The following is a 22,358-nucleotide window of genomic DNA, read 5'->3' as shown; positions in this document are numbered from 1 at the left end:
GTCGGCAGAAGTGCAGGCGCACGAGCAGCACTTCTGCCGACTCGGGGGCTCTCAGACCTGCACTTCTGCCGACTCGGGGGCTCTCAGACCTGCACTTCTGCCGACTCGGGGGCTCTCAGACCTGCACTTCTGCCGACTCGCGCCGTGGAGGGCGGTCGGCAGGGACTCAGTCGGCGAGGCCGCGCGCTATCGCGGCGATGATCTTCGGCCGCAACTCGGCGGCGGCGATCACCTCGTCGACCGAGCCGACCGTGACGGCGCGGTGGATGTCGTGGATGCCGTCGAACTCGGCAGCGACCTCGGCGATCTTGTCGGCCCGCAGCTGTGCCCGCAGGTCGTCCAGCTCCACCAGCAGGGCGCCGCGCTCCCCGGTGGTGGCACCGGCGATGCGGGCCTCGAGCTCGGCCACCCGCGGGTCGGCGGCGGCCCGCTTGTCGACCTCGGCGGAGAAGACCACGGCCGCGGCCGGGGCGCCGCCCAGCACGGAGGCGAAGGAGCCCTCGATCGCCAGCACGGTCATGGCGGGATTGAGGCGTTTGGAGAAGACCACGAACGCGCCGCCGTGATAACGCGAGATGACTACGAACACGATCGGACCGCGGAAGTTGACGATCGCTCGGCCGATCTCGGCGCCGTACTCCAACTGGAGATTGCGCATCGACTCCGGTGACCCGTCGAAGCCCGACAGGTTGGCCAGCACGACCAGCGGACGGCTGCCGGAGGCGGCGTTGATGGCGCGGGCGACCTTCTTCGACGAGCGCGGGAACAGCGTGCCCGCGGTGTAGGTGTCGGGCCCGTCGGTGGGCGGGAAGCCCCGACGCGGCACTGGCTTGGACTCGATGCCGACCAGGCACACCGGGTAGCCCGACAGCCGGGCGTCGGCGACCACGGCGGTCTCGGCGTCGGCCATGCCGGCCCAGCGCTCCAGCAGCTCGTGGTCGGCGTCGGCGAGCGCCCGCATCACCACCCTGATGTCGAAGGGCTTCTTGCGGTCGGGGTTGTGCTCGGCCGAGAAGATCTGCCCGACGCATGCGAAGTCGTCGCCGCCATGGGGGTACGACGACACGTCACGCGAGTCGCTGTCGCTGGTCGGCGCTCGCCGCGGCCCCTTCTCCCCCGGTGTCACGTAGGTGTGCTCGTAGTGGCTCATCAGGACCTTGAGGGCGCCGGCCAGGTCGGGCACCCAGTACTGTGCCTGGCCGTTGGGGCCCATCACCCGGTCGTAGCCGCCGATGCCGAAGTTGTCCTCCGCCGAGACGCCCCCGGAGAAGTCGAGCGACTGCTTGCCGGTGAGCACCATCGCCGAGTCGGGCGTCATCACCAGGATGCCCCGGGTGTGCATCAGCATGGTGGCCTCGGCGTTCCAGTAGGGCTGGGCGCCGACGTTGATGCCGGCGACCACCACGTTGATCTCGCCGCCGGCCTGGGTGAACTCCACGATCCGCTTCAGCGCGGCGGCGACCCAGTCCATGTTCTCGGTGCCGCTCTCCATCGAGATCCGGGCACCGGCGGAGAGCGCGAACCACTCCACCGGGATCGCCTCGGCCTCGGCCCGGTCGATCGCGGCCATGATGCGGCGACACTCCTCCTCCGAGACCGCGCCGAGCGCCTTGGTCGGGTCGCCGCACAGCACCACCCGTCGGATCCCCTCCGGATGCAACGGCGTCGGGGTGGTCACCTCGGCGACCACGATGCCGGCCCGGTTGCGGCCGCGCGGCCGGTCGACCGGCACCAGCGCGCCGCTCTCGTCGAGGTCGAGTTCGACCAGCGACCCGCCGTCGGCCAGCACCGACTCCAGCTCGTAGGGGTAGACCAGGCCGCGACGACGGGCGCGCAGCACCTTGACCGCGTAGTCGTCGAGCGGGGCGAGCGGCGTCTCAGGCGGCGGGACGATGTCGGCCACCACGCCCGCGCCCGGGCGGGAGTGGAACCGGATCGCCAGCGGATGGGCCTGACCGTCCGGACCGATGACCCGGCCCTGGGCGAGCACCTCCTCGATGCCGGCACCCTCGCTCAGCGGCGTGATCTTGCCCTGCAGCGCGGTGAGCTGGTCGAGGTCGGCCTCGATCACCGGCCAGACCGTGACCCACACGTGGTTGAGGTCGAGGGCGGCGCCCTGGCGGCCGCGGGAGGTGCGCACCCGCCGGATCGCCTCCAGGCAGTTCTCCACGGCACGCTCGGCGTGGGGCAGGGCCACGACCCGGCCGTCGGCGTCGCGGACCACCGCGAGCTGACGGACCTGGGCGGCGGCCACCAGGCGCCGGTCGGCCGGGTTGGCACGAGCCACGCACTCGTAGAGCAGTACGTCGGCCGGCGCGGGCAGTCGGGTGACCTCGAAGTCGCGCAGCCGCCACAGGTTGAGGCGGCGGCCCACCATGGGGTGCATACCGCGCACCACCCGGTCCTCGACCAGGCTCAGCCGCTCCTCGACGTCGTGGTCGGGCCGGAAGGTGAAGTAGTCGACCTCGCGCTCGCCCGCCGGGCAGACCGCGACCGAGACCCGTCTGGCCTGGCCGCTGACCGGCTCGCGCTCCAGCAGGTCACGCAGTCGGGCCGAGGCCTCGTCGGCGTCGGCCGGCAGGTCTGGCCAGCGCAGGTAGATCTCGACCACGGTGTCGTGGTCGCGAGCGATCGCGCCCGCCACCGCGTCCGAGAGCGTGCCCGCCTCCAGCTCCGCGATGTCGCCCAGGGTGGCGATCACCCGAGTCGGCCCCTTGTCGGCGGCGACGTACTCGGCGTGCACCACCGGCCGACCGGCCGCGGCGCCGACGGTGAGGTCGTGCAGCTCGTACTCCAGATAGTGGCGCCGGATCAGCACCTCCAGCAGCGGCTCGGCGTCCGGGAGCGCGTCGGCCAGCCGGTCGCGCAGGAACCCGACCAGCTGCTCGGGGATGGCGGCGAGGGCCGCGATCCGGCTCTCGCGCTCGGGCGCCTCGAGATCGGTCAGCGCGGCCACCTCGTCGGCGACGCCGTCGAGCACGTCGCGCCGTTCGGCGTCGACCAGGGGCTGGTCGAACCAGCGGAACCGCAGCGAGCGGGCGAGATCGCCTACCGGGGCGAACCGGCGCTGGGTGGCGCGCACCAGCCGCTCCAGCAGCGCCCGTGCCGCGATGGCCTCCTCCCCCTGCGGCGTCGGCTCCTCCAGCCACCGCTGCAGCAGCGCGACGACGACCTCGACGTCCTCGGCGCTGCGCCGCTGGGCCAGGAAGATCCGGAAGACCGCCTCCTCCAGCGCGGTGGTGCGCTCCAGATCGGTGACGCCGTGGTGCGCGAGCGCCCGGGAGAGCTTGTCCCGGAAGTGGTCGGGCAGGCCGCCGCGGTCGGCGTCGAGGCCCTGCAGGTAGGTGTGGAAGTGCTCGCGCGAGCTGTGCACCCGCAGCTCGGTGCGCAGCTCCTCGCCTGCCGGGCGGTTGCGGCTGAGCTCGGCGAGGTCGGCGAGGATGCCGAGCAGCACCAGCTCACGGCGTCGTACCTCGTCACCGGCGGCGGGGTCCTCGGCCAGCAGCGCCTGCCGGGCTCTCAGGTAGTCGGCGAGCACCGCTCGGAGCCCGGCGTCGTCGGCGTCGTAGCCGAGCATCAGCCCGCGCAGCCGCTCCCAGTCCGCGGAGACCCGGGCCGCCGCGTCGAGCCTCGGCGGCTCCGGCAGGTCCAGGTCGGGCCGTACGTCGGCCTCGACCGGTGCCGAGGCGGCGTCCTCGTCGCCGACCGGCTCGAGGCGGAGCATCGCGGCGCCGGTCTCGACCTGGGTGCCGGTGCGAACCAACAGCTCCTTGACCCGGCCGGTGAACGGCGCCGGCAGGACCGTCTCCATCTTCATCGACTCCAGCACCAGCACCGGCGCTCCGGCGGCAACCTCCTCGCCGAGCGCGACCGGGGTGGCGACCACCAGCGCCGGCGCCGGCGAGCGCAGCACGCCGCCCTCGTCCCGGCTGATCCGGTGGGCGACGCCGTCGACCTCGACGAGCTGCACCGGTCCGTGGGTCGCGGTGACCAAGCGGTAGCGGCGCTCGCCGATCAGCAGCCGGCCGTGGACCTCGTCGAGGCGGTCGAGCACCGCCTCGACGGTGTGCCGGGTGTCGCCGTCGACGACAGTGACGCGGTAGTTGTCCGGCCCGGTCTGCCAGACCGTGACGGCGTACGTCGCCCCGCGCAGCTTCAGCTCCAGGGTCCTGCCGGGCTCGTGCTGCTCCTGCGGCCGGCCACCGCGGGCGGTGTCCAGGAACCGGGTGATCTCGGTCCGCTCCTCCTCCTCGTAGCAGCCGATCGCCGCGGCGACGAGGGCGGCCCCGGCGTGCCGCTGGGAGACCAGCCGGCCCTCGGCGCGTACCCGGTCGATCCAGCCGGTGTCGGCCCAGGCCGGATCGCCGGTGACCACCTCGGGCTGGTCGAGCAGGTCCAGCACGAAGCTCTTGTTGGTGGCGCCGCCCTCGATGACCACCGTGGTCTCCAGCATGGCCCGGCGCAGCCGGGCCAGCGCCTGCTCGCGGTCGGCGCCGTGGGCGATGACCTTGGCGATCATCGAGTCGAAGTCGGCGGGGATGGTGTCGCCCTCCGCCACGCCGGTGTCGACGCGGATGCCCGGCCCCGACGGGAGCTCCAGGCGGGTGATCCGGCCCGGCGCCGGGGCGAAGTCACGGTCGGGATCCTCGGCGTTGAGCCGGGCCTCGACGGCGTGGCCGCGCTCGCTGGGCCGCTCGCCGGGCAGCGGCGCTCCGGCAGCAACCCGCAGCTGCAGGGCGACCAGGTCCAGCCCGGTGACCGACTCGGTGATGGGGTGCTCCACCTGGAGCCTGGTGTTGACCTCCAGGAAGGCGAAGCTGCGCTCCTCGGGGTGGTAGAGGAACTCCACGGTCCCGGCGCCGGCGTAGCCGACGGCCAGCGCCAGCCGCTCGGCCGCCGCCTTCAGCTCGGCGACCTGCTCCGGGGCGAGCAGCGGCGAGGCGGACTCCTCGACGACCTTCTGGTTGCGCCGCTGCACCGAGCAGTCCCGGACCCCGACCGCCCAGGCGCTGCCTTGGCCGTCGGCGATCAGCTGCACCTCGACATGGCGGGCCCCGGTGACCAGCTTCTCCAGGAACACGATGCCGCTGCCGAAGGCCCGCTCGGCCTCGTCGCGGGTGCGCTGGTAGGCGTCTGCCAGGTCCGCCGGGCTCTCCACCCGGCGGATGCCGCGGCCGCCGCCGCCGGCGGTGGCCTTGAGCATCAGCGGGTAGCCGATCCGCTCGGCGGCCGCCAGCGCCTCGTCCAGGGTGTCGACGCCGCCACGGCTCCACGGGGCGACCGGGACGCCGACCTCCTCCGCGATCAGCTTGGAGCCGATCTTGTCGCCCAGTCGGCGCATCGCCTCCGCGCTCGGGCCGATGAAGGTCACGCCCAGCCGGTCGCACAGCTCGGCGAAGGCCGGGTCCTCGGCCACGAAGCCCCAGCCGACCCAGACCGCGTCGGCGCGGGTCTCGCGCAGTGCGCGCTCCAGCACTACGAGGTCCAGATAGGGGCGGTCGGCCGCCGCGCCGAGCAGGTAGGCCTCGTCGGCCTCCCGGACGAACATCGCGCCGGCATCGACGTCGGTATGGAGGGCAATCGTCCGCACCGGCACGGGCCAGCCCCCCGCGTTGAGGTCACGGACCGCGTGGATCAGCCGCATCGCGGCCTCTCCCCGGTTGACGATGGCGATACGGGTCAGGCGGCGAACAGGTTGGGACACGGACCAGACGTTGCCACCTCGGAGGGGTTACGCGACAGTCACAACACGCCGCCGAGGGGTTCCGCACCGCCCGGGGCCACCCGAGCCTGGCGGGAGCCCGGGCTGCTTCGACACTGGGCGAGTTTCTGCGAGCCTTCACTCGCGGCCACGTTCACCAGCTCGACGAGATCGCCCGCGGCTTGTTGGTCAGGTTGGTCCCACGGGTGCCGGGTCTGACCAACGGTGTCGCCAACGTGGAAGGTGTGGCGTTCCTCGATGTCGACGACACCATCGGTGGGGTCCACGGCTACGCCAAACAGGGCGCCGGGCAACGCTCACCGTTTCGCGGGCATTCCTACGTGAGGCACGGAGCGCGTTTCGCGGGCAGTTTTCGTGAGTCAAGCCGTCTCATTGACCGACGTGGTGACTAGGCGTACATTCAAATCAACATCCCTCGACTGAGAGGAAGAGGCGGATGTCCCGACTGGTGCGAACCGTTTTATTTTGTCGTGTTATTCATGCTCGGCTTCGGAATGTCGGTCGCCTTCGGAGTGTCCCAGGACGGGCGCGTTACAGCGGCCAGCCACTTGAATGGTACAACAGGGCAGATCGTCGGGCGTAGCTTTCATCCACAAGCAGCCTCCTGTGTCGTCTACTCAATGCTCCTGTTCGACTCAACTGCCGATCGCATGGTCGAGGGTGGCTTGGCTCAGTGCAACGGAGCCACAATCGATGGCACCTGTACGGACGGCCATGCATTCGTCGAACGTGAGGCAGGAGGAAGTTACTTTTGTGGGCATGGGGCGAAGTGACGGGAAACAGCGGTCCTTGCCCATCAGGAAATCACAACGCCGACTTCACGGGCAGGAACAAATTGGACGCCTCCGGCTGGTCCATTGTTGGTGGCTCCAGCGTTGTCCACGGCGGCAACTTTGGGCCCTGCTGGGTGGTTTCTGGAGTATCGTCAGGAGCATTCAGTGTTACGGGTTGATAAGAGACTTCTTCTCAGGAATGCGGTTATCGCTGTCGTTCTCGGCGGTTGTGTCGGCGCGCTAGGTGTCGCCGTCGGTGCTGACTGGGCAAATCCGGAGACTCTGCCGCCCGCTCCGTCTGATGGGCCTGGTGAGCCGGGCCGGTACGCCGACGAGGTCGCTGCCGCCGGACGCGGAGTCCCCGCGAGCGACGCTATTGCCAGGGTTGTGGACGGGCTGAAGGGCTCCGGCGCCACCTCCGCTGAACTGCTGGATGCGCCCGAAGGGTACGCGTCTGGCCTACCTTGGCTCGGCGTGCATGTTGATAGCGACCTCGGTGACGACGTCGAGCCCAACTGGCTCGGTGCTGTAGCCCAAGGCGCGGTTGCGGACCTGATGCGTGCTGACGAGGAACGTACCGCTGACGTCATCGGCGGCGGCGTGGTGTTTGACACGGGTCCCGATGGAATTCCTGTCACGGTCGTCCTTGGCACCGGCTCCATTGAGGCGGGACAGCAGTTCGAATCTCCGGCGGATGCGGCACTTCGTGCCCACGTTCAGGATGTGGCGAAGGAGTTCAACCTATCGGTCGAGTCGATCGACATTTTTCACCCGCTGAACAGCGTAATCCGCGTGATCCTCGATGTGCCCGATGGGGTTGATCCGCAATGGACCATTGACGACTTGACAGGGGCCTTGGCCGGATCTCCGAAGATCGTTGAGGCGCTTTTTGTTGAACTTAGGTCCCCGCAAGGCGTGGCTTTGCTGCGGCAGGGATCCGCGTATCGTGTCGGCGAAGGTGGCCTATGGACTGCACCGGGCCAGGATGTGCGGTTCGGTGCCACGCGGAGTGTTCCGACACCTGCCAGTTCGTTCGTGTCTCCATAACCACATCTCTTGTATCGATGCTTCCTGCCCGAACCGGGCCTGATGAGCGCCGACCAAGATCTTTGTCCCGGGCGGGCGCGTCAGAGGTATTGACCGGTGTTGGCGACGGTGTCGATCGACCGACCCGGCTCGGTGCCCTGCTTGCCGGTGATGAGCGTGCGGATGAAGACGATCCGCTCGCCCTTCTTGCCGGCGATCTGGGCCCAGTCGTCGGGGTTGGTGGTGTTGGGCAGGTCCTCGTTCTCCTTGAACTCGTCCACGCATGCCTGCAGCAGGTGGCTGACCCGCAGCCCCTTCTGGCCAGAGTCGAGCCCAGCGTCGAGGAAGTCCTTGATCGCCATCTTCTTGGCCCGGTCGACGATATTCTGGATCATCGCGCCGGAGTTGAAGTCCTTGAAGTAGAGGATCTCCTTGTCGCCGTTGGCGTAGGTGACCTCCAGGAACTGGTTGTCCTCGGACTCGGCGTAGACCCGCTCCACCACGCGCTCGATCATGGCGTTGGCGGTCGCCGTGGCGTCGCCGCCGAACTCGGCGAGGTCCTCGGCGTGCAGCGGCAGGTCGGCGGTGATGTACTTGGAGAAGATGTCACGCGCCGACTCGGCGTCGGGGCGCTCGATCTTGATCTTCACGTCGAGACGTCCGGGCCGCAGGATGGCCGGGTCGATCATGTCGGGCCGGTTGGTGGCGCCGATGACCAGCACGTTCTCCAGCAGTTCGACGCCGTCGAGCTCCGAGAGCAACTGCGGCACGATGGTGTTCTCGACGTCGGAGGAGACCCCGGAGCCGCGGGTGCGGAACAGCGAGTCCATCTCGTCGAAGAACACGATGACCGGGGTGCCGGCCGAGGCCTTCTCCCGAGCCCGCTGGAAGACCAGCCGGATGTGCCGCTCGGTCTCACCGACGTACTTGTTGAGGAGCTCGGGGCCCTTGATGTTGAGGAAGTAGCTCTTCGCCGAGCCGTCGCCCTCCCGGCCCTGTCTGGTCGCGACCTTCTTGGCCAGCGAGTTGGCGACCGCCTTGGCGATCAGCGTCTTGCCACAGCCCGGCGGGCCGTAGAGAAGCACGCCCTTCGGCGGCTTGAGCTGGTGCTCCTGGAACAGCTCGGGGTGCAGGTAGGGCAGCTCGACGGCGTCCTGGATCTGCTCGATCTGGTCGCCGAGCCCACCGATCGCGGTGTAGGCGATGTCGGGGACCTCCTCCAGGACGAGCTCCTCCACCTCCGACTTCGGGACCTTCTCGTAGACATAGCCCGAGCGGGACTCCAGCAGCAGCGAGTCGCCGGCGCGGATGGTCTCGACGGTCAGCGGCTGGGCCAGCCGGACGACGCGCTCCTCGTCGGCGTTGGCGATGACCAGGGCGCGCTCGCCGTCGGCGAGCAACTCTTTGAACATGACGACCTCGCCGACCTTCTCGAAGGCGAAGGCGGCGACCACGTTGAGGGCCTCGTTGAGCATCACCTCCTGGCCGGGCACCAGCGTCTCGACCTGGACGCTCGGGGAGACGTTGACGCGCAGCTTACGGCCGCCGGTGAAGACGTCGATCGAGTCGTCGTCGTTGCGGCCGATGAAGGTGCCGAAGCCGGCGGGCGGCTGGGCCAGCCGGTCGACCTCCTCCTTCAGCTTGAGGATCTGGTCGCGAGCCTCGCGCAGGGTGGCGGCAAGCTTCTCGTTCTGTGCGGTGACCGACGCGAGCGAGCGCTGGGCGTCGGCGAGCCGCAACTCCAGGCCGCGGGACTGGCCGGGCACGTCGCCGAGCCGGCGGCGCAGATCGCGGATCTCGTTCTCGAGGAAGCGGACGTGGCCCTCCAACTCCTCGCGGCTGCGGCCGCTGGAGCTCTGCCAATCACTGTTGGCATCGGACATCGACATCTGCGACACCTCCTGTCGTCGTCTTCGACCCTACTCGTGCCGGGTCACTTCTGAAGAGGCGTTTTGGCGGTGTTGATCACGATTTGGACGCGAGGATGTCACCTCGTCGTCAGTCGGCGGACTCGTCCTCGGTCTCGACGGGCTCCGGTCTGGCGACCTCGGTAGGGCGCGGTCCGGTGTAGTCGGGGCCGTAGGCGCCCGGAGCGGGGCGCCTGGTCTTGCGTGGCGGCCGCTCCCCCGGCGCCATCCGGCGCGCGGTGACCAGGAAGGCGGTGTGGCCGATCATCTTGTGCCCGGGGCGTACGGCGAGGCCCTCGACGTGCCAGTCGCGGACCAGCGACTCCCAGGCGTGCGGCTCGGTGAAGCCGCCGTGGACTCGCAGCGTCTCGACGTAGCGGGAGAGCTGGGTGGTGGTGGCGACGTACGCGCACAGGATGCCGCCGGGGCGCAGCGCGTCGGCGGCGGCCGTGACGCACTCCCACGGCGCCAGCATGTCGAGGATGACCCGGTCCACGCGGCTGCCGCTGGCCGGCAGCTCCTCGGCGAGGTCGCCGAGGGTGAGGCTCCACATCGGCGGCTCGCCGCCGAAGAACTGGGCGACGTTCTTGCGGGCGACCTCGGCGAACTCCTCGCGACGCTCGAAGGAGCTGACGGTGCCGTAGCGGCCGACGGCGCGCAGCAGCGAGCAGGTCAGCGCGCCCGAGCCGACGCCGGCCTCGACCACGTCCGCGCCGGGGAAGATGTCGGCCAGGGCGACGATCTGGGCGGCGTCCTTGGGGTAGACCACCGCCGCGCCACGCGGCATCGAGACCACGAACTCGCTGAGCAGCGGCCGGAAGACGAGATACTCGCCGCCCGAGGAGGAGGTGAGCGTGAAGCCCTCGTCGCGACCGATCAGGTCGTCGTGGTCGAGGTGCCCCTTGTTGGAGAAGAACCGCTTGCCGGGGACCAGCTCGATGTTGTGCTTGCGGCCCTTGGCGTCGACCAGGCGAACCCACTCGCCGGCGCGGAGCGGACCGCGGTGGACTCCTGACCAGGCCTCGGCGGGAACATCGTTCATGGCCAGCGCAGGCTACTTGCTGGCGCTCCGGAATGCCGCATCGACGTCGGCCGTCGCGAGCACGCCGAACAGCGAGCCGTCGGGCTCGAGGAGAAGGTACTCGGCGGCGGGATTCGCGCTGATCGCCCTGATCAGCTCCTCGCCGCTGATGTCGGCCGGCAGGCTCAGCCCCGGGGTGAGGGTGCGGGCGACTGTCGAGGTGGCCACCCAGGGCCGTCGGTCGTCCGGGGTGGCCAGCACCGCCGCCTCGTTGACGACGCCCACCGGGGAGCCGTCGGTGGCGACGGTGACGATGCTGCCGGCCTGGGCTTCGTGGGCGCGGCGGACCGCCTCGGCCAGCGGCAGGTCGCTCGGCACGGCCAGGGTACGACGCGCGAGCGAGCGGGCCGCCAGGCGGGGCAGTCTGGCCCGGATCCGGGCCGAGGACATCGCGGCCGTGGCACCGGTCCACAGGAACAGCGCCACCACGAAGGACATGACGTAGTCGTAGATGCCGACCTCGAGGTCGAGCATCTCGGCGGCCAGCGCCGGCCAGAACAGCGCCAGCACCGCCACGACCCGGCCGACCCAGCCGGCGGCGATGGTGCCACGATGCACGTTGTGGCTCACCGCCCAGACCGCTGCCTTGAGCACCCGGCCACCGTCGAGCGGCAGGCCCGGGACCAGGTTGAGGACGCCGACGAGCAGGTTGGCGCCGGCCAGTCCCTCGACGGCCATCCGGATCAGCCCCTCGGGCTCGAGGAAGAGCAGCAGCAGGCCGACGACGCCGACGGCCAGTGAGGTGAGCGGCCCGACGACGGCGATCCAGAACTCCTCCTTGGGACGCTTGGCCTCGCCCTCGATGGCGGTGGCGCCGCCGAGGAAGTGCAGCGTGATGGAGGTGACGGGGTAGCCGTAGCGCCGCGCCGCAGCGGCGTGGGAGACCTCGTGGAGCAGCACCGAGCCGTAGAGGATGACCGCGAAGGCCAGCCCGGCGACGTACTTCCAGGCGCCGAGGCCGGGAGTGACCTGGTCGACCCGCGGTGCGACCAGGACCGCGATCATCGCCGCCACCAGGAACCACGAGGTCGACACCAGCACGTCGGCGCCGGCGAGCGTGCCGACACGGAGCGTGCCAGGTGGGTTGGGACGGCGATTGGCTGGTTCGGGCACCTGGCAACCCTATCGGTGGAGTCCTATCGGCCCGAGCGTCGCGGACCGGTTCTGTCCGTGCCGGCGGCTAGGGTGCGGAGCATGAGCGTGGACACCTCGCCGGCCGAGCGGCTCTCGACGCCGGTCGACGGCGTCGAGGTGCTGGGGGCGCTCTCCCCCAGCCGGGCCGGCGACTTCATGGCCTGTCCGCTGCTCTACCGCTTCCGCACCATCGACCGGCTGCCGGAGCCGCCCTCGCCCGACGCGGCCCGGGGCAGCTTGGTCCACAAGGTGCTGGAGGACCTCTTCGACCTGCCTGCCGAGAGCCGTACGCCGGAGCAGGCCAGGTCGATGCTGGCGCCGGCCTGGTCGAGGCTGCTGGAGCAGGACCCGGAGCTGGGCGAGTTGTTCGCCGAGCGGTCCTTCGACGACTGGCTGGCCTCGTGCGCCACGGTGCTCGATCGCTACTTCACGTTGGAGGACCCGCGCCGGCTGGAGCCCGCCGAGCGGGAGCTCTATGTGGAGGCACTGCTGGACTCCAGGCTGCTGCTGCGCGGCTTCATCGACCGCCTCGACGTCGCGCCCACCGGGGAGATCCGGGTGGTCGACTACAAGACCGGTCGCTCGATCTCGGAGCGGTTCGAGGCCAAGGCACTGTTCCAGCTCAAGATCTATGCGCTGGTGCTGTGGCGCACCCGCGGGGTGGTGCCGACCATGCTGCAGCTGGTCTATCTGGGCAACGGGGAGATCCTGCGCTATGCGCCCGACGAGGACGACCTGCGTGCCACCGAGCGCAAGGTCGAGGCGATCTGGGCGGCGATCAGGCGGGCCGAGGAGACCGGTGACTGGCGGCCCTCGCCGTCGCGGCTGTGCGGCTTCTGCGCCCACCAGGCACTCTGCCCGTCGTACGGCGGCACGCCTCCGCCGCTGCCGACTCGGTGAGCCGGCTGGTCAGGCCGACTCGCGGGCGGCGAGCTGGTCGGTGAGCAGCGAGACCAGCGCCTCCAGCCGGACGTCGAGGGTGCTGGTCTCCTCCTCGGACGCACCGTCGAGGGCCCGGGCGGCCAGGCCGGCCTTGGCGTCGATCAGGCCGGCGATCCGGGCGTCGATGGTCTGGGCGGCGATGATCCGCCACGCGGTGACCGGCTCGGTCTGGCCGATGCGGTGGACCCGGTCGATCGCCTGGGTCTGCTCGGCGTCGGTCCAGGAGAGCTCGGCGAGCACCACATCGGAGGCGACCTGCAGGTTGACGCCGACGCCGGCGGCGGTGAGCGAGCAGACGATGACCTGCACCTCGGGATCGCTGGTGAAGTCGTCGATGGCCTTGGTGCGGGTCGCCGTCGACTGGTTGCCGCGAATCTCGGTGAACCGGATGCCGCGCTTGGTGAGGACCTCCCCGGCGGTGTCCATGACGTCGAGGTGCTTGGCGAAGAAGACGACCTTGCCGGCGCTGCGGGCCAGCTGGGCGGCGTAGTCGGCGGCGAGGCCGGCCTTGGCGCGGCCGATGCGGCGCACCATCGAGAAGACGTTCTCCCCGGTCTCGTCGTCGGCGTCGGAGAGCTCCCAGCCGGCGACGCGGCGCACCAGCTCGTGGTCGATGCCGTCGGGAACCGCGGACTCGCCGCGGTGCTCGCGGCGGGCGGCGATCGCCGAGTCGTAGCGGTTGACCAGGCGCAGCGCCAGCTCCCGCTCGGCGGCGTGGATGGAGCGGGCCTCGGCCTCGTCGAGCTCGACGGGGAGGTCGGCGATGCGGCGGGCGGGGATGTCGGCGGCGACGTCGACCTTGCGGCGGCGCACGATGCCCATGTCGACGACCGCCTGCCGGGCCGCAGGGTAGAACCCGAAGTCGGCCGGGGTCAGTCCGGTCTCCTCGAGCCTGGCCATCAGCATGGTGGTGGGCTTCTTCTCGTCGATCCAGCCCAGGAACTGCCAGATGGTGAGGAAGTCGTCGACGTCGTTGATGAGCGGGGTGCCGGTCAGGGCCATCATCAGCGGCCGGGCGACCCGCTGCCGCACTCGGTCGGCGATCTCGAGGACGTGCTGGGAGCGCTGCGACTTCTTGTTCTTGATGAAGTGGGCTTCGTCGACCACCATGCCGCGGAAGCCGTGGTCGCCGATCCAGCCGACGTGGCGGTCGAGGAGCTCGTAGTTGACGACGATGATGTCGGCGTAGCCGTCGACGTCGTCACCGTTGCCGTGCACGACGCTGACCGTCCGGGCCGGGGTCCAGCGGGCGGCCTCGCGAGCCCAGTTGGTCTTCACGACATTGGGTACGACGACGAGCAGCGGATAGGCCTGCGCGGCCTGGGCCGCCAGCAGCGCCTGGGCGGTCTTGCCGAGGCCGGGCTCGTCGGCGAGCAGCACGGTGCGCAGTCCGTCGGCGACGCCGCTCAGCAGCCTGGCCTGGTGGTCCATCAGCTCGATGCCGGGCGGCAGCAGCACGGTCGGGCGTGGCTCGGGCAGCGCCATACAGGAGGAGACGCCGGGGGTGGCGTGCTCGAAGGAGCTCAGCAGCGGGCCGAGCAGCTCCCAGCCGACCAGGCGCCGCTCGGTGAGCCTGGGCGGTGGCGGTGCGCTGAAGTCGGGCGCCATGAACGGGTTGGAGAGCTGCGCCTGTAGCACCGAGCGTGGCACCACCTGCCGCTCGGAGCGCTCGGGAGCCACTCTGACCGGCTCCTCCTCGGCGACCTCGAGACCGCCGGCGCGCTCCATCTCGCGCTTGAGCCGGCGCGCGCCGGGGGTGATGCCGACGTCGTCGCTGAGCAGCATGAACAGCGACGGCACCCCGGCCGCGGTCTGCGCCAGGATGGCGGCGATGCCGTCGAGCCGGCGCAGCTCGTTGTCGCGCTGGGCCTCGGTCAGCCCGGTGTCGGCCTTGAGCCGGGCCCGCTCGTCGCGCACCACCAGTGCGACCGCCTGGAACCGGTCGCCGTCGACATTGCCGGCGCGGGTGTCGGCCTGGAGCCGGCGTACCGCCTTGGCGAGCACGGGGGTGATGCCGACGTTGTCGTCGGCACGACGCCGCGATCCGTTGGTGCGTCCGCCGCGTGAGCGGGACTGTGGCCTGTCAGCCAACCGATGAGCTCCTCTTGCATGAGTAGCGCCGAGAACGGCCCGATCCGGGCCGCCATGACGCGGTCGTCGTCCGGTCCGCGCGCGGTATCGCGGTTGGCGCGAGAATCGACACACGTGGGCGCTCGGCCCCAGCGTGGCGCCGCCGGCATGGACCGGAACAGATCGAGTCTAACCGAGAGCGGGCCGAATCAGGGCACCTACGTCGACGGGGCTCAGCCCGAGCAGGCTGGGTCGGGCCACCCGGCGGGGACCCGGCTCGATCGGGACGTGGTTCTCGACGGTGATCACGGTGCAGCCGGCGGCCTCTGCCGAGCTGGCGCCGGTGTTGGAGTCCTCGATGGCGACGCAGGCGGTGGGGTCGACGCCGAGCGCTGCGGCGCCGGCGAGGTAGGGGTCGGGGTGGGGCTTGCCGCGCGGCACTCGGTCGCCGGTGACCACCGCGTCGAACCGGCCTCGTGGCAGTCGCGCCACGATCGGCAGCGCGAACACTTCCCACGACTGGGTGACCAGGGCACAGGGCACGCCGGCGTCGTTGAGCGACTCCAGCAGGTCGAGCGCGCCGGGGCGCCACGGGATCTCCTCACTGAGCACCCGGTCGACGACGCTGTCGTGCAGCATGTCGACGACCTGGCGCGGCGTCATGTCGAGGTCCCAGCGGCGGCGGATGTAGTCGCCGGACTCGAGCAGGCTGCGACCGACCATCGCGGTCGCGTCGGCCTGGGTCCACTCGGTGCCGAGCTTGGCCGCCAGGTCGTACTCGGTCTGGATCCAGGAGGGCTCGGTGTCGCACAGGGTGCCGTCCATGTCCCACAGCACGGCCGCCGGCAGTCGAGAGGGTCCATCTGGTGCCTGACCTGCAGGAACACCGGAAAAGTCGGTACTCAGAATGCCCTCCGAAGAACTTCATGCGACGTTTCACCCTAATTGGCGGGTGCCGAGCATCCGGCATCATCGCGGCGAACCAGGCGCATCCAGCTGCGGACAGACCCCTCCAGCGGGGCGGTCCGCGCACCTGATCAACATGAGCAACCACACGACCCGCCGCCCCGATCACCACGTGGGCTGAGCTCCGCGTCAGCGATTGGGAGGTCCTCACCCGCAACGAGGTCGCCGCACCCGCCGAGCACTGGGTCCATCTGCGCATGACCAACCCGATCGAGTCGACCTTCGCCACCGTGAGGCTGCGGCAGTGGGTCACCAAGGGAACCGGCTCCCGGGCTGCCGGGATCGCGAGCTGGCGCGCGGCTGCGAACGCGACCGCACGGCTTCGCGCGCTGAAGCCAGACACGACCATCGAGCCGCGAGTCCTCGCTGGCTTCCAGACGCTGTTCGACCGGATCGACCACCGGATCGCCGACATCGTCGAGGAGGGGATCGACCGCGGCGCGTTCGTCGAGCGCATCCAGATCCCGAGGCTCGCGACCGACTCCAAGCACTTGATTGTCCCGACCGAGGAGAAGTTCGTCCCCGTCACCCGGGCATCCGACCTCGCCGTCATCCAGACCCTGCGCGAGCGGCTCCGACCACCCCCGCCAGATGCTGACCCTGCATCGCCGGGCCGCAGCCGCGCCGACCCTCACACAGCCATCCTGCATCGTCCGGCCTCGCGCGAGACGCCAACCCTCTGACACGACCTCGTCAAGCCTGTGGCGGGCGCCAGGAAATGAGCCATTCAGCGGCGGATCTTGCGGATCGTTGATGAATCCCGTCGACACAGCCGAGGCGCTCAGCGATCACTGCTGGGTCCACAAGGCGCGCCTCGATCAGCGCGCCGACGAACTCGCGGTCCTTCTCGCGGAAGGCGCACAGCTTGGCGACGCAGAGGTCTTCCTTGTCCAGGCACCAACCGGTGAAGATCGGTGTGCCGCCCGGAGCAGCCGTGTTCGGGTTGCTCACTCGGACGAGGCGATCACGCCAACCATCGGGCAGGACCGAGGTGGAGAGGTCGACGCCGTCGATGCTGGAGCCGTGGAGGTCCTCAAACGGCGAGAACTCCCCTGCGATCCCTTCGATCTGATCGGCCAGCCGGGCCGTCTCCTCGGCCGTATCTGCAATCGGTAGGACGTCGATCTCGAGCGACATCGTGGCGGCAACCGGCAGATCGCGCTCGTCGAACGTTCCGAGGATGGACTGGGAGCCGACTACGATGACCTCGGACCTGCCGATGATCTGACATGCGGTCCGGATTGCGTGCTCCAGCTGATCGCGCCGCATCAGCTGGCCCGGGAAAGCTCGTCCATGACGTCGAGGCGCTCGACCTCGGGCAGCAGGCCAGTCAGTGGCGAGACTTCGCGCATCTCGATCGAGGAGCGATCCAGTCCGGTCATGACGCGTTGCAGGCCGAGCACGTCGCGCGTCGCGACAAGGTCTCGCCAGCGCTCCATGTTGGTCAGGTGCGTTTGTCCCGACAGTCGCCCGCCGAGCCGAGTCAGGTTCTGCTCGATCTTGGGCATCCAGGACTCAAGCGAGTTCTCGCTCAGGTGCGTCGAGAGACGGCGGTGCAGCATCCAGGAGCGGCGCTCGGACCGGGTGAGCTCGGGGCGGACTGGTCGCCGGACTACCTCGAGCCGGTAGCCCATCCCCGACAGGAGCCGGTCGAGCTGCTCGTCGCTGAGTTCCACCTTGCCGGACAGGAACTGGCTGATGCTGGGCTGGCGCACGCCCGTGATCCGGGACAGCATGGACTGAGTGGTGCCCGTCTCGAGCATCACCTCACGCAGCACTCCGCCCTTGGTCGTCACGAAACCACTATAGCAAAACTTGCTATGACCGGAGCGGGTAGCGAGAGATCGTGTCAGGCAATCCCATGCGACGTTTCATGCGACATTTGCCCCGGCGTCGGGACGTATCTGGATGTACCGCGATATTGGGTCGGACCCTGCAACATGCCGCTGACCTGCGGTAACGTGGATCTCAACGCACCGCGATGGACCCCAATGCAGGGTGAGTCCCGTCCATGTCCCACAGCACGGCTGCGGGCAGGACCATCTCAGTCCTCCGGGTCGTAGCCCAGGTTGGGGCTGAGCCAGCGCTCGGCCTCGGCCAGCGTCCAGCCCTTGCGCTCGGCGTAGTCGGCGACCTGATCGCGGCCGAGTCGGCCGACCACGAAGTACTGCGACTCGGGGTGGCTGAGGTAGAGCCCGGAGACCGAAGCGCCGGGCCACATCGCCATCGACTCCGTCAGCTTGATCCCGATGTTGGCCTCGACGTCGAGGAGATCCCAGATGGTCTGCTTCTCGGTGTGGTCCGGGCAGGCTGGGTAGCCCGGCGCGGGCCGGATGCCGGTGTAGCGCTCGTGGATCAGGTCCTCGTTGGTCAGCCCCCGCTCGTCGGGCCCGTAGCCCCAGAACTCGATGCGCACCCGCTGGTGCAGCCGCTCGGCGAAGGCCTCCGCGAGCCGGTCGGCGAGCGCCTCCAGCAGGATCGCGGAGTAGTCGTCGAGGTCGTCGCGGAAGGCCTGGACCCGCTCCTGGGTGCCGATGCCGGCCGTGACGGCGAAGGCGCCGATCCAGTCGTTGGCAGGGGCGATGTAGTCGGCGAGCGAGCGGTTGGGCACGCCTGCCCGGTGCTCGCCCTGCTGCCGCAGCGCGTGCAGCGTCGCCCGGCCGCCGTCGACCACGATGTCCTCCCCGGTGGAGGCCGCCGGGAAGATGCCGTAGCTGCCGTTGGCGGTCAGCCACCTCTCCTTGGTGATCGTGTCGAGCATGGCCTGGGCGTCCTCGTAGAGCCGACTCGCCGCCTCCCCCGTCGTCGGGTTGTGGAGGATGTCGGGGAACCGGCCCCGGATCTCCCAGGAGGCGAAGAACGGGCTCCAGTCGATGTACTCACGCAGCTCGGCGAGGTCATAGTCGAGCAGCACGTGCACGCCGGTCGTTGCGGGCGCCGGCGGGGTGTAGCCGGACCAGTCGATCGGGGTGGCGTTGGCCTTGGCCTGCTCGAAGGTCAGCTGCGGCCGCTCCGACTTCTGGGCGTGGCGGGCACGCAGCGCGTCGTAGTCGGCGCGTACGTCGGCCAGCAACTGCTCGCGCTTCGCCGGGTGCAGCAGCGCCGCCGCGGTGGGCACGGACCGGGAGGCGTCCTTGACCCACACCACCGGGCCGTCGTACTTCGGGGCGATCTTGACCGCGGTGTGAGCCCGGCTGGTGGTCGCCCCGCCGATCAGCAGCGGGATCTTGAGCCCGAGTCGCTGCAACTCGCCGGCGAAGCCGGCCATCTCGTCCAGGCTGGGCGTGATCAGCCCGGAGAGGCCGATGATGTCGGCGCCGACCTCGGCGGCCGTGTCGAGGATCTTCTGGGCAGGCACCATCACGCCGAGGTCGATGACCTCGTAGTTGTTGCACTGCAGCACGACGCCGACGATGTTCTTGCCGATGTCGTGGACGTCACCCTTCACGGTGGCCATCACGATGGTGCCGTTGGTGTCGGCGACGTCGCCGGGCTGCTTCTCCGCCTCGATGAACGGGATCAGGTAGGCGACCGCCTTCTTCATGACGCGGGCGCTCTTGACCACCTGCGGCAGGAACATCTTGCCGGCGCCGAACAGGTCGCCGACGACGTTCATGCCGGCCATCAGCGGGCCCTCGATCACCTCGATCGGCCGGCCGCCGCGCTCGGAGATCAGCGCTCGCAGCTCCTCGGTGTCGGCCTCCACGAAGCCGTCGATGCCCTTGACCAGAGCGTGGGTGATGCGCTCCTCGACGGGCAGCTCGCGCCATTCCTCGGCCTTCTCCTCCGTCTGCTCGCCATTGCCGCGGAACCGCTCGGCGATCTCCAGCAGCCGCTCGGTGGCGTTCTCGCCATCCGGCACGGGCCGGTTGAGGATGACGTCCTCGATCCGCTCACGCAGCTCGGGGTCGATCTCGTCATAGGTCACCAGCGCACCGGCGTTGACGATGCCCATGTCGAGGCCGGCCGCGATCGCGTGGTAGAGGAAGACGGCGTGGATCGCCTCCCGGACGGCGTTGTTGCCCCGGAAGGAGAAGGACACATTGGAAATGCCGCCGGAGACCTTGGCGCCGGGCAGGTTCTGCTTGATCCAGCGGGTGGCCTCGATGAAGTCCACGCCGTACGTCGCGTGCTCCTCGATGCCGGTAGCGACCGCGAAGACGTTGGGGTCGAAGATGATGTCCTCGGGGTCGAAGCCGACGACGTCGACCAGGATCCGGTAGGCGCGCTCGCAGATGGCGATGCGGCGCTCGTAGGAGTCGGCCTGACCGCTCTCGTCGAAGGCCATCACGACCGCGGCCGCGCCGTACTTGCGACACAGCCGGGCCTGCTCGATGAACTTCTCCTCGCCCTCCTTCATCGAGATGGAGTTGACGATCGGCTTGCCCTGCACGTTGCGCAGCCCGGTCTCGATGACCTCCCACTTCGAGGAGTCGATCATCACCGGGACGCGGCTGATGTCGGGCTCGGAGGCGACCAGCTTGAGGAAGCGGTCCATCGCGGCGACGCCGTCGATCATGCCCTCGTCCATGTTGACGTCGATGACCTGGGCGCCGTTCTCCACCTGCTGGGCGGCGACCGAGAGGGCGGTGTCGTAGTCGCCGGCCTTGATCAGGTTGCGGAACCGGGCCGAGCCGGTGATATTGGTGCGCTCGCCGACGTTGACGAAGAGCGAGTCCTCGGTGATGGTGAAGGGCTCGAGGCCGGCCAACCTGGTCGCCGGGTCGGGCACCGACGGCTCCCGGGGCGCCATGCCCTCGACGGCGCGGGCGATCTCGGCGATGTGCGCCGGCGTGGTGCCGCAGCAGCCGCCGACGATGTTGACGAAGCCGGCGCCCGCGAACTCGTGCAGGTGCCCGGCGGTCTCGGCCGGGCCCTCGTCGTACTCCCCGAAGGCGTTGGGCAGGCCGGCGTTGGGATAGCAGGACACGAACGTGTCGGCCACCCGTGCCATCTCGGCGATATAGGGCCGCATCTCCTGGGCGCCGAGCGCGCAGTTGAGGCCGGCCGCGATCGGTCTCACGTGGCGGATCGAGTCCCAGAACGCCTCGGTGACCTGCCCGGACAGGGTGCGGCCGGAGGCGTCGGTGATGGTGCCGGAGATGATGACCGGCCAGCGACGGCCGGCCTCCTCGAAGAGCGTCTCGACGGCGAAGATCGCCGCCTTGGCGTTGAGGGTGTCGAAGATCGTCTCGATGATGACGATGTCGGCGCCGCCGTCGACCAGGCCGCGTGCGGCGGTCAGGTAGGCCTCGACCAGCTGGTCGTAGGAGACGTTGCGGGCGCCCGGGTCGTTGACGTCGGGACTGATGCTGGCGGTGCGCGTGGTCGGGCCGAGCGCGCCGGCGACATAGCGAGGCCGCTCGGGCGTGCTGAACTCGTCGGCGAGGCCGCGGGCCAGCCGAGCCGCCTCGTAGTTGACCTCGTAGGCGAGGTCGGCAAGGTCGTAGTCGGCCAGCGAGACCGCGTTGGCGTTGAAGGTGTTGGTCTCGAGGATGTCGGCGCCGGCCTCGAGGTACTCCCGGTGGATGTCGGCGATGATCTGCGGCTGGGTGAGGGTGAGCAGGTCGTTGTTGCCGATCAGGTCGACGTGGTGGTCCTTGAACCGCTCGCCGCGGTAGCCGGCCTCGTCGGGTCGGTCGCGCTGGATGGCGGTGCCCATGGCGCCGTCGATCACCATGATCCGCTGGCGCAGGGTCGAGGCGAGCGCCTCGGTTGCGTCAGGGCGATGGCTCACGGCTGCCACGTCGACTCCTTCGGGATCGGGTCTGTGTCCAGGCTACGAACAGCGTCCAGCGGCCGGACATCATTCCCACATCGTGGCACCGCCCGTCTCCCTGCGGGGAATCCACGCGCCGGTAGGGTTGTGGCGTGATCGAGCTGGAGGGAACGGCGGATCTGGTGGATCCCATCGTCATCGCCGCGTTCGAGGGCTGGAACGACGCCGCCGACGCGGCCTCGTCGGCGATCGACCACCTGATGAAGGTGTGGAGCGCGCGGGTGATCGGCGAGATCGATCCCGACGTCTACTACGACTTCCAGGTCAACCGGCCCTATGTCGGCAACGACGAGCGGGGTATGCGGCGGATCACCTGGCCGACCACCCGGATCGCCATCGCCTCTCCCCCCGAACTCGACCGCGACGTCATCCTGATCCGCGGCCTGGAACCGAACATGCAGTGGCGGCGGTTCTGCGCCGAGCTGCTAGCCGTGGTCGACACCCTGGGCGGCTCGCTGGTGGTGACGCTGGGTGCGCTGCTGGCCGACACGCCCCATACCCGGCCCATCCCGGTCTCCGGCACTTCCACCGAGCCGGAGCTGGTCGACCGGCTCAAGCTGGAGATCTCGACTTACGAGGGGCCGACCGGGATCGTCGGCGTCTTCCAGAACGCCTGCGAGGAGGCTGATCTCGCGGCCGCGTCGTTCTGGGCGGCGGTGCCGCACTATGTCGCGCAGCCGCCGTGCCCGAAGGCGACGCTGGCGCTGATCAACCGGCTCGAGGAGCTCGTCGAGGTCTCCATCCCGCTCGGCGACCTGCCCGACGACGCCCGCGCCTGGGAGCGCGGCGTCAACGAACTCGCCGAGGAGGACGAGGACGTCGCCGAGTACGTCCGCGCGCTGGAGGAGACCCGCGACACCGCCGACCTCCCCGAGGCCTCCGGCGAGGCCATCGCCCGGGAGTTCGAGCGGTACCTCAAGCGCCGGCAAGAGGATTCCTGACGCCGAGTCGGCAGAAG

13 protein-coding genes and 1 pseudogene are annotated in these 22,358 nt (G+C 69.8%); 4 read left to right on the top strand and 10 right to left on the bottom strand.

Annotated features, from left to right (window positions below; all coding sequences use genetic code 11):
• Positions 1–166: 166 nt before the first annotated feature.
• Positions 167–5,704 carry a carboxyl transferase domain-containing protein gene (locus tag QM595_RS13895; protein WP_415172161.1) on the bottom strand — a complete coding sequence of 1,846 codons (5,538 nt, stop codon included), beginning with the start codon at positions 5,702–5,704 and terminating at the stop codon, positions 167–169.
• A 38-nt stretch (positions 5,705–5,742) separates the two neighbouring features.
• Positions 5,743–5,988 (bottom strand): hypothetical protein, encoded by a 246-nt coding sequence (locus QM595_RS13890; RefSeq protein WP_415172160.1) that lies wholly within the window; start codon positions 5,986–5,988, stop codon positions 5,743–5,745.
• A gap of 894 nt (positions 5,989–6,882) precedes the next feature.
• Between QM595_RS13890 and QM595_RS13885 the strand changes: the two genes are divergently transcribed.
• Entirely contained in the window at positions 6,883–7,542 is a 660-nt protein-coding gene (locus QM595_RS13885) for a hypothetical protein (RefSeq protein ID WP_415172159.1), read from the top strand.
• 80 nt (positions 7,543–7,622) lie between these two features.
• Here the strand turns inward: QM595_RS13885 and arc are convergent, their stop codons facing one another.
• From arc to QM595_RS13870, 3 genes are all read right to left on the bottom strand, one after another.
• The gene (gene arc / locus QM595_RS13880; protein ID WP_415172158.1) at positions 7,623–9,410 is read right to left on the bottom strand and encodes a proteasome ATPase; all 1,788 of its coding nucleotides are present in this window, start codon (positions 9,408–9,410) and stop codon (positions 7,623–7,625) included.
• A gap of 109 nt (positions 9,411–9,519) precedes the next feature.
• Entirely contained in the window at positions 9,520–10,470 is a 951-nt protein-coding gene (locus QM595_RS13875) for a tRNA (adenine-N1)-methyltransferase (protein ID WP_415172157.1), read from the bottom strand.
• Between the two features lie 12 nt (positions 10,471–10,482).
• The gene (locus QM595_RS13870; RefSeq protein ID WP_415172156.1) at positions 10,483–11,622 is read right to left on the bottom strand and encodes a site-2 protease family protein; all 1,140 of its coding nucleotides are present in this window, start codon (positions 11,620–11,622) and stop codon (positions 10,483–10,485) included.
• Positions 11,623–11,703: 81 nt separating this feature from the next.
• Here QM595_RS13870 and QM595_RS13865 point away from each other — a divergent pair, with 81 nt between their 5' ends.
• Positions 11,704–12,543, top strand: a complete 840-nt coding sequence (locus QM595_RS13865) for a PD-(D/E)XK nuclease family protein (RefSeq protein ID WP_415172155.1) — start codon at positions 11,704–11,706, stop codon at positions 12,541–12,543.
• A 9-nt stretch (positions 12,544–12,552) separates the two neighbouring features.
• Here QM595_RS13865 and QM595_RS13860 read toward each other — a convergent pair whose 3' ends face one another.
• Positions 12,553–14,676, bottom strand: a complete 2,124-nt coding sequence (locus tag QM595_RS13860; protein ID WP_415172154.1) for a DEAD/DEAH box helicase — start codon at positions 14,674–14,676, stop codon at positions 12,553–12,555.
• Positions 14,677–14,844: 168 nt separating this feature from the next.
• Entirely contained in the window at positions 14,845–15,492 is a 648-nt protein-coding gene (locus QM595_RS13855) for an HAD family hydrolase (RefSeq protein WP_415172153.1), read from the bottom strand.
• A 299-nt stretch (positions 15,493–15,791) separates the two neighbouring features.
• On the opposite strand from QM595_RS13855, the pseudogene QM595_RS13850 reads away from it, so the two are divergent.
• Positions 15,792–15,953: pseudogene (locus QM595_RS13850) on the top strand (IS256 family transposase); the annotation flags it as partial.
• Between the two features lie 361 nt (positions 15,954–16,314).
• On the opposite strand, the gene QM595_RS13845 reads toward QM595_RS13850, so the two are convergent.
• The 3 genes from QM595_RS13845 to metH form a co-directional block, all read right to left on the bottom strand.
• Positions 16,315–16,890, bottom strand: coding sequence for a DUF6036 family nucleotidyltransferase (locus QM595_RS13845; RefSeq protein WP_415172152.1), 576 nt, complete (start codon positions 16,888–16,890; stop codon positions 16,315–16,317).
• Positions 16,890–17,417 carry a helix-turn-helix domain-containing protein gene (locus tag QM595_RS13840; RefSeq protein WP_415172151.1) on the bottom strand — a complete coding sequence of 176 codons (528 nt, stop codon included), beginning with the start codon at positions 17,415–17,417 and terminating at the stop codon, positions 16,890–16,892. The genes QM595_RS13845 and QM595_RS13840 overlap by 1 nt, the downstream gene beginning before the upstream one ends.
• Positions 17,418–17,665: 248 nt before the next feature.
• Positions 17,666–21,358: a methionine synthase gene (gene metH, locus QM595_RS13835; protein ID WP_415172162.1), complete on the bottom strand. Its 3,693-nt coding sequence runs from the start codon at positions 21,356–21,358 to the stop codon at positions 17,666–17,668.
• Between the two features lie 134 nt (positions 21,359–21,492).
• Between metH and QM595_RS13830 the strand changes: the two genes are divergently transcribed.
• The gene (locus QM595_RS13830) at positions 21,493–22,341 is read left to right on the top strand and encodes a PAC2 family protein (protein WP_415172150.1); all 849 of its coding nucleotides are present in this window, start codon (positions 21,493–21,495) and stop codon (positions 22,339–22,341) included.
• Positions 22,342–22,358 lie beyond the last annotated feature (17 nt).

This window comes from Nocardioides sp., from assembly GCF_047607185.1.
GTDB lineage: Bacteria > Actinomycetota > Actinomycetes > Propionibacteriales > Nocardioidaceae > Nocardioides.
The sequence above is the reverse complement of the archived record's forward strand: the minus strand, read 5'-3'. Positions and strand labels throughout refer to the sequence as shown.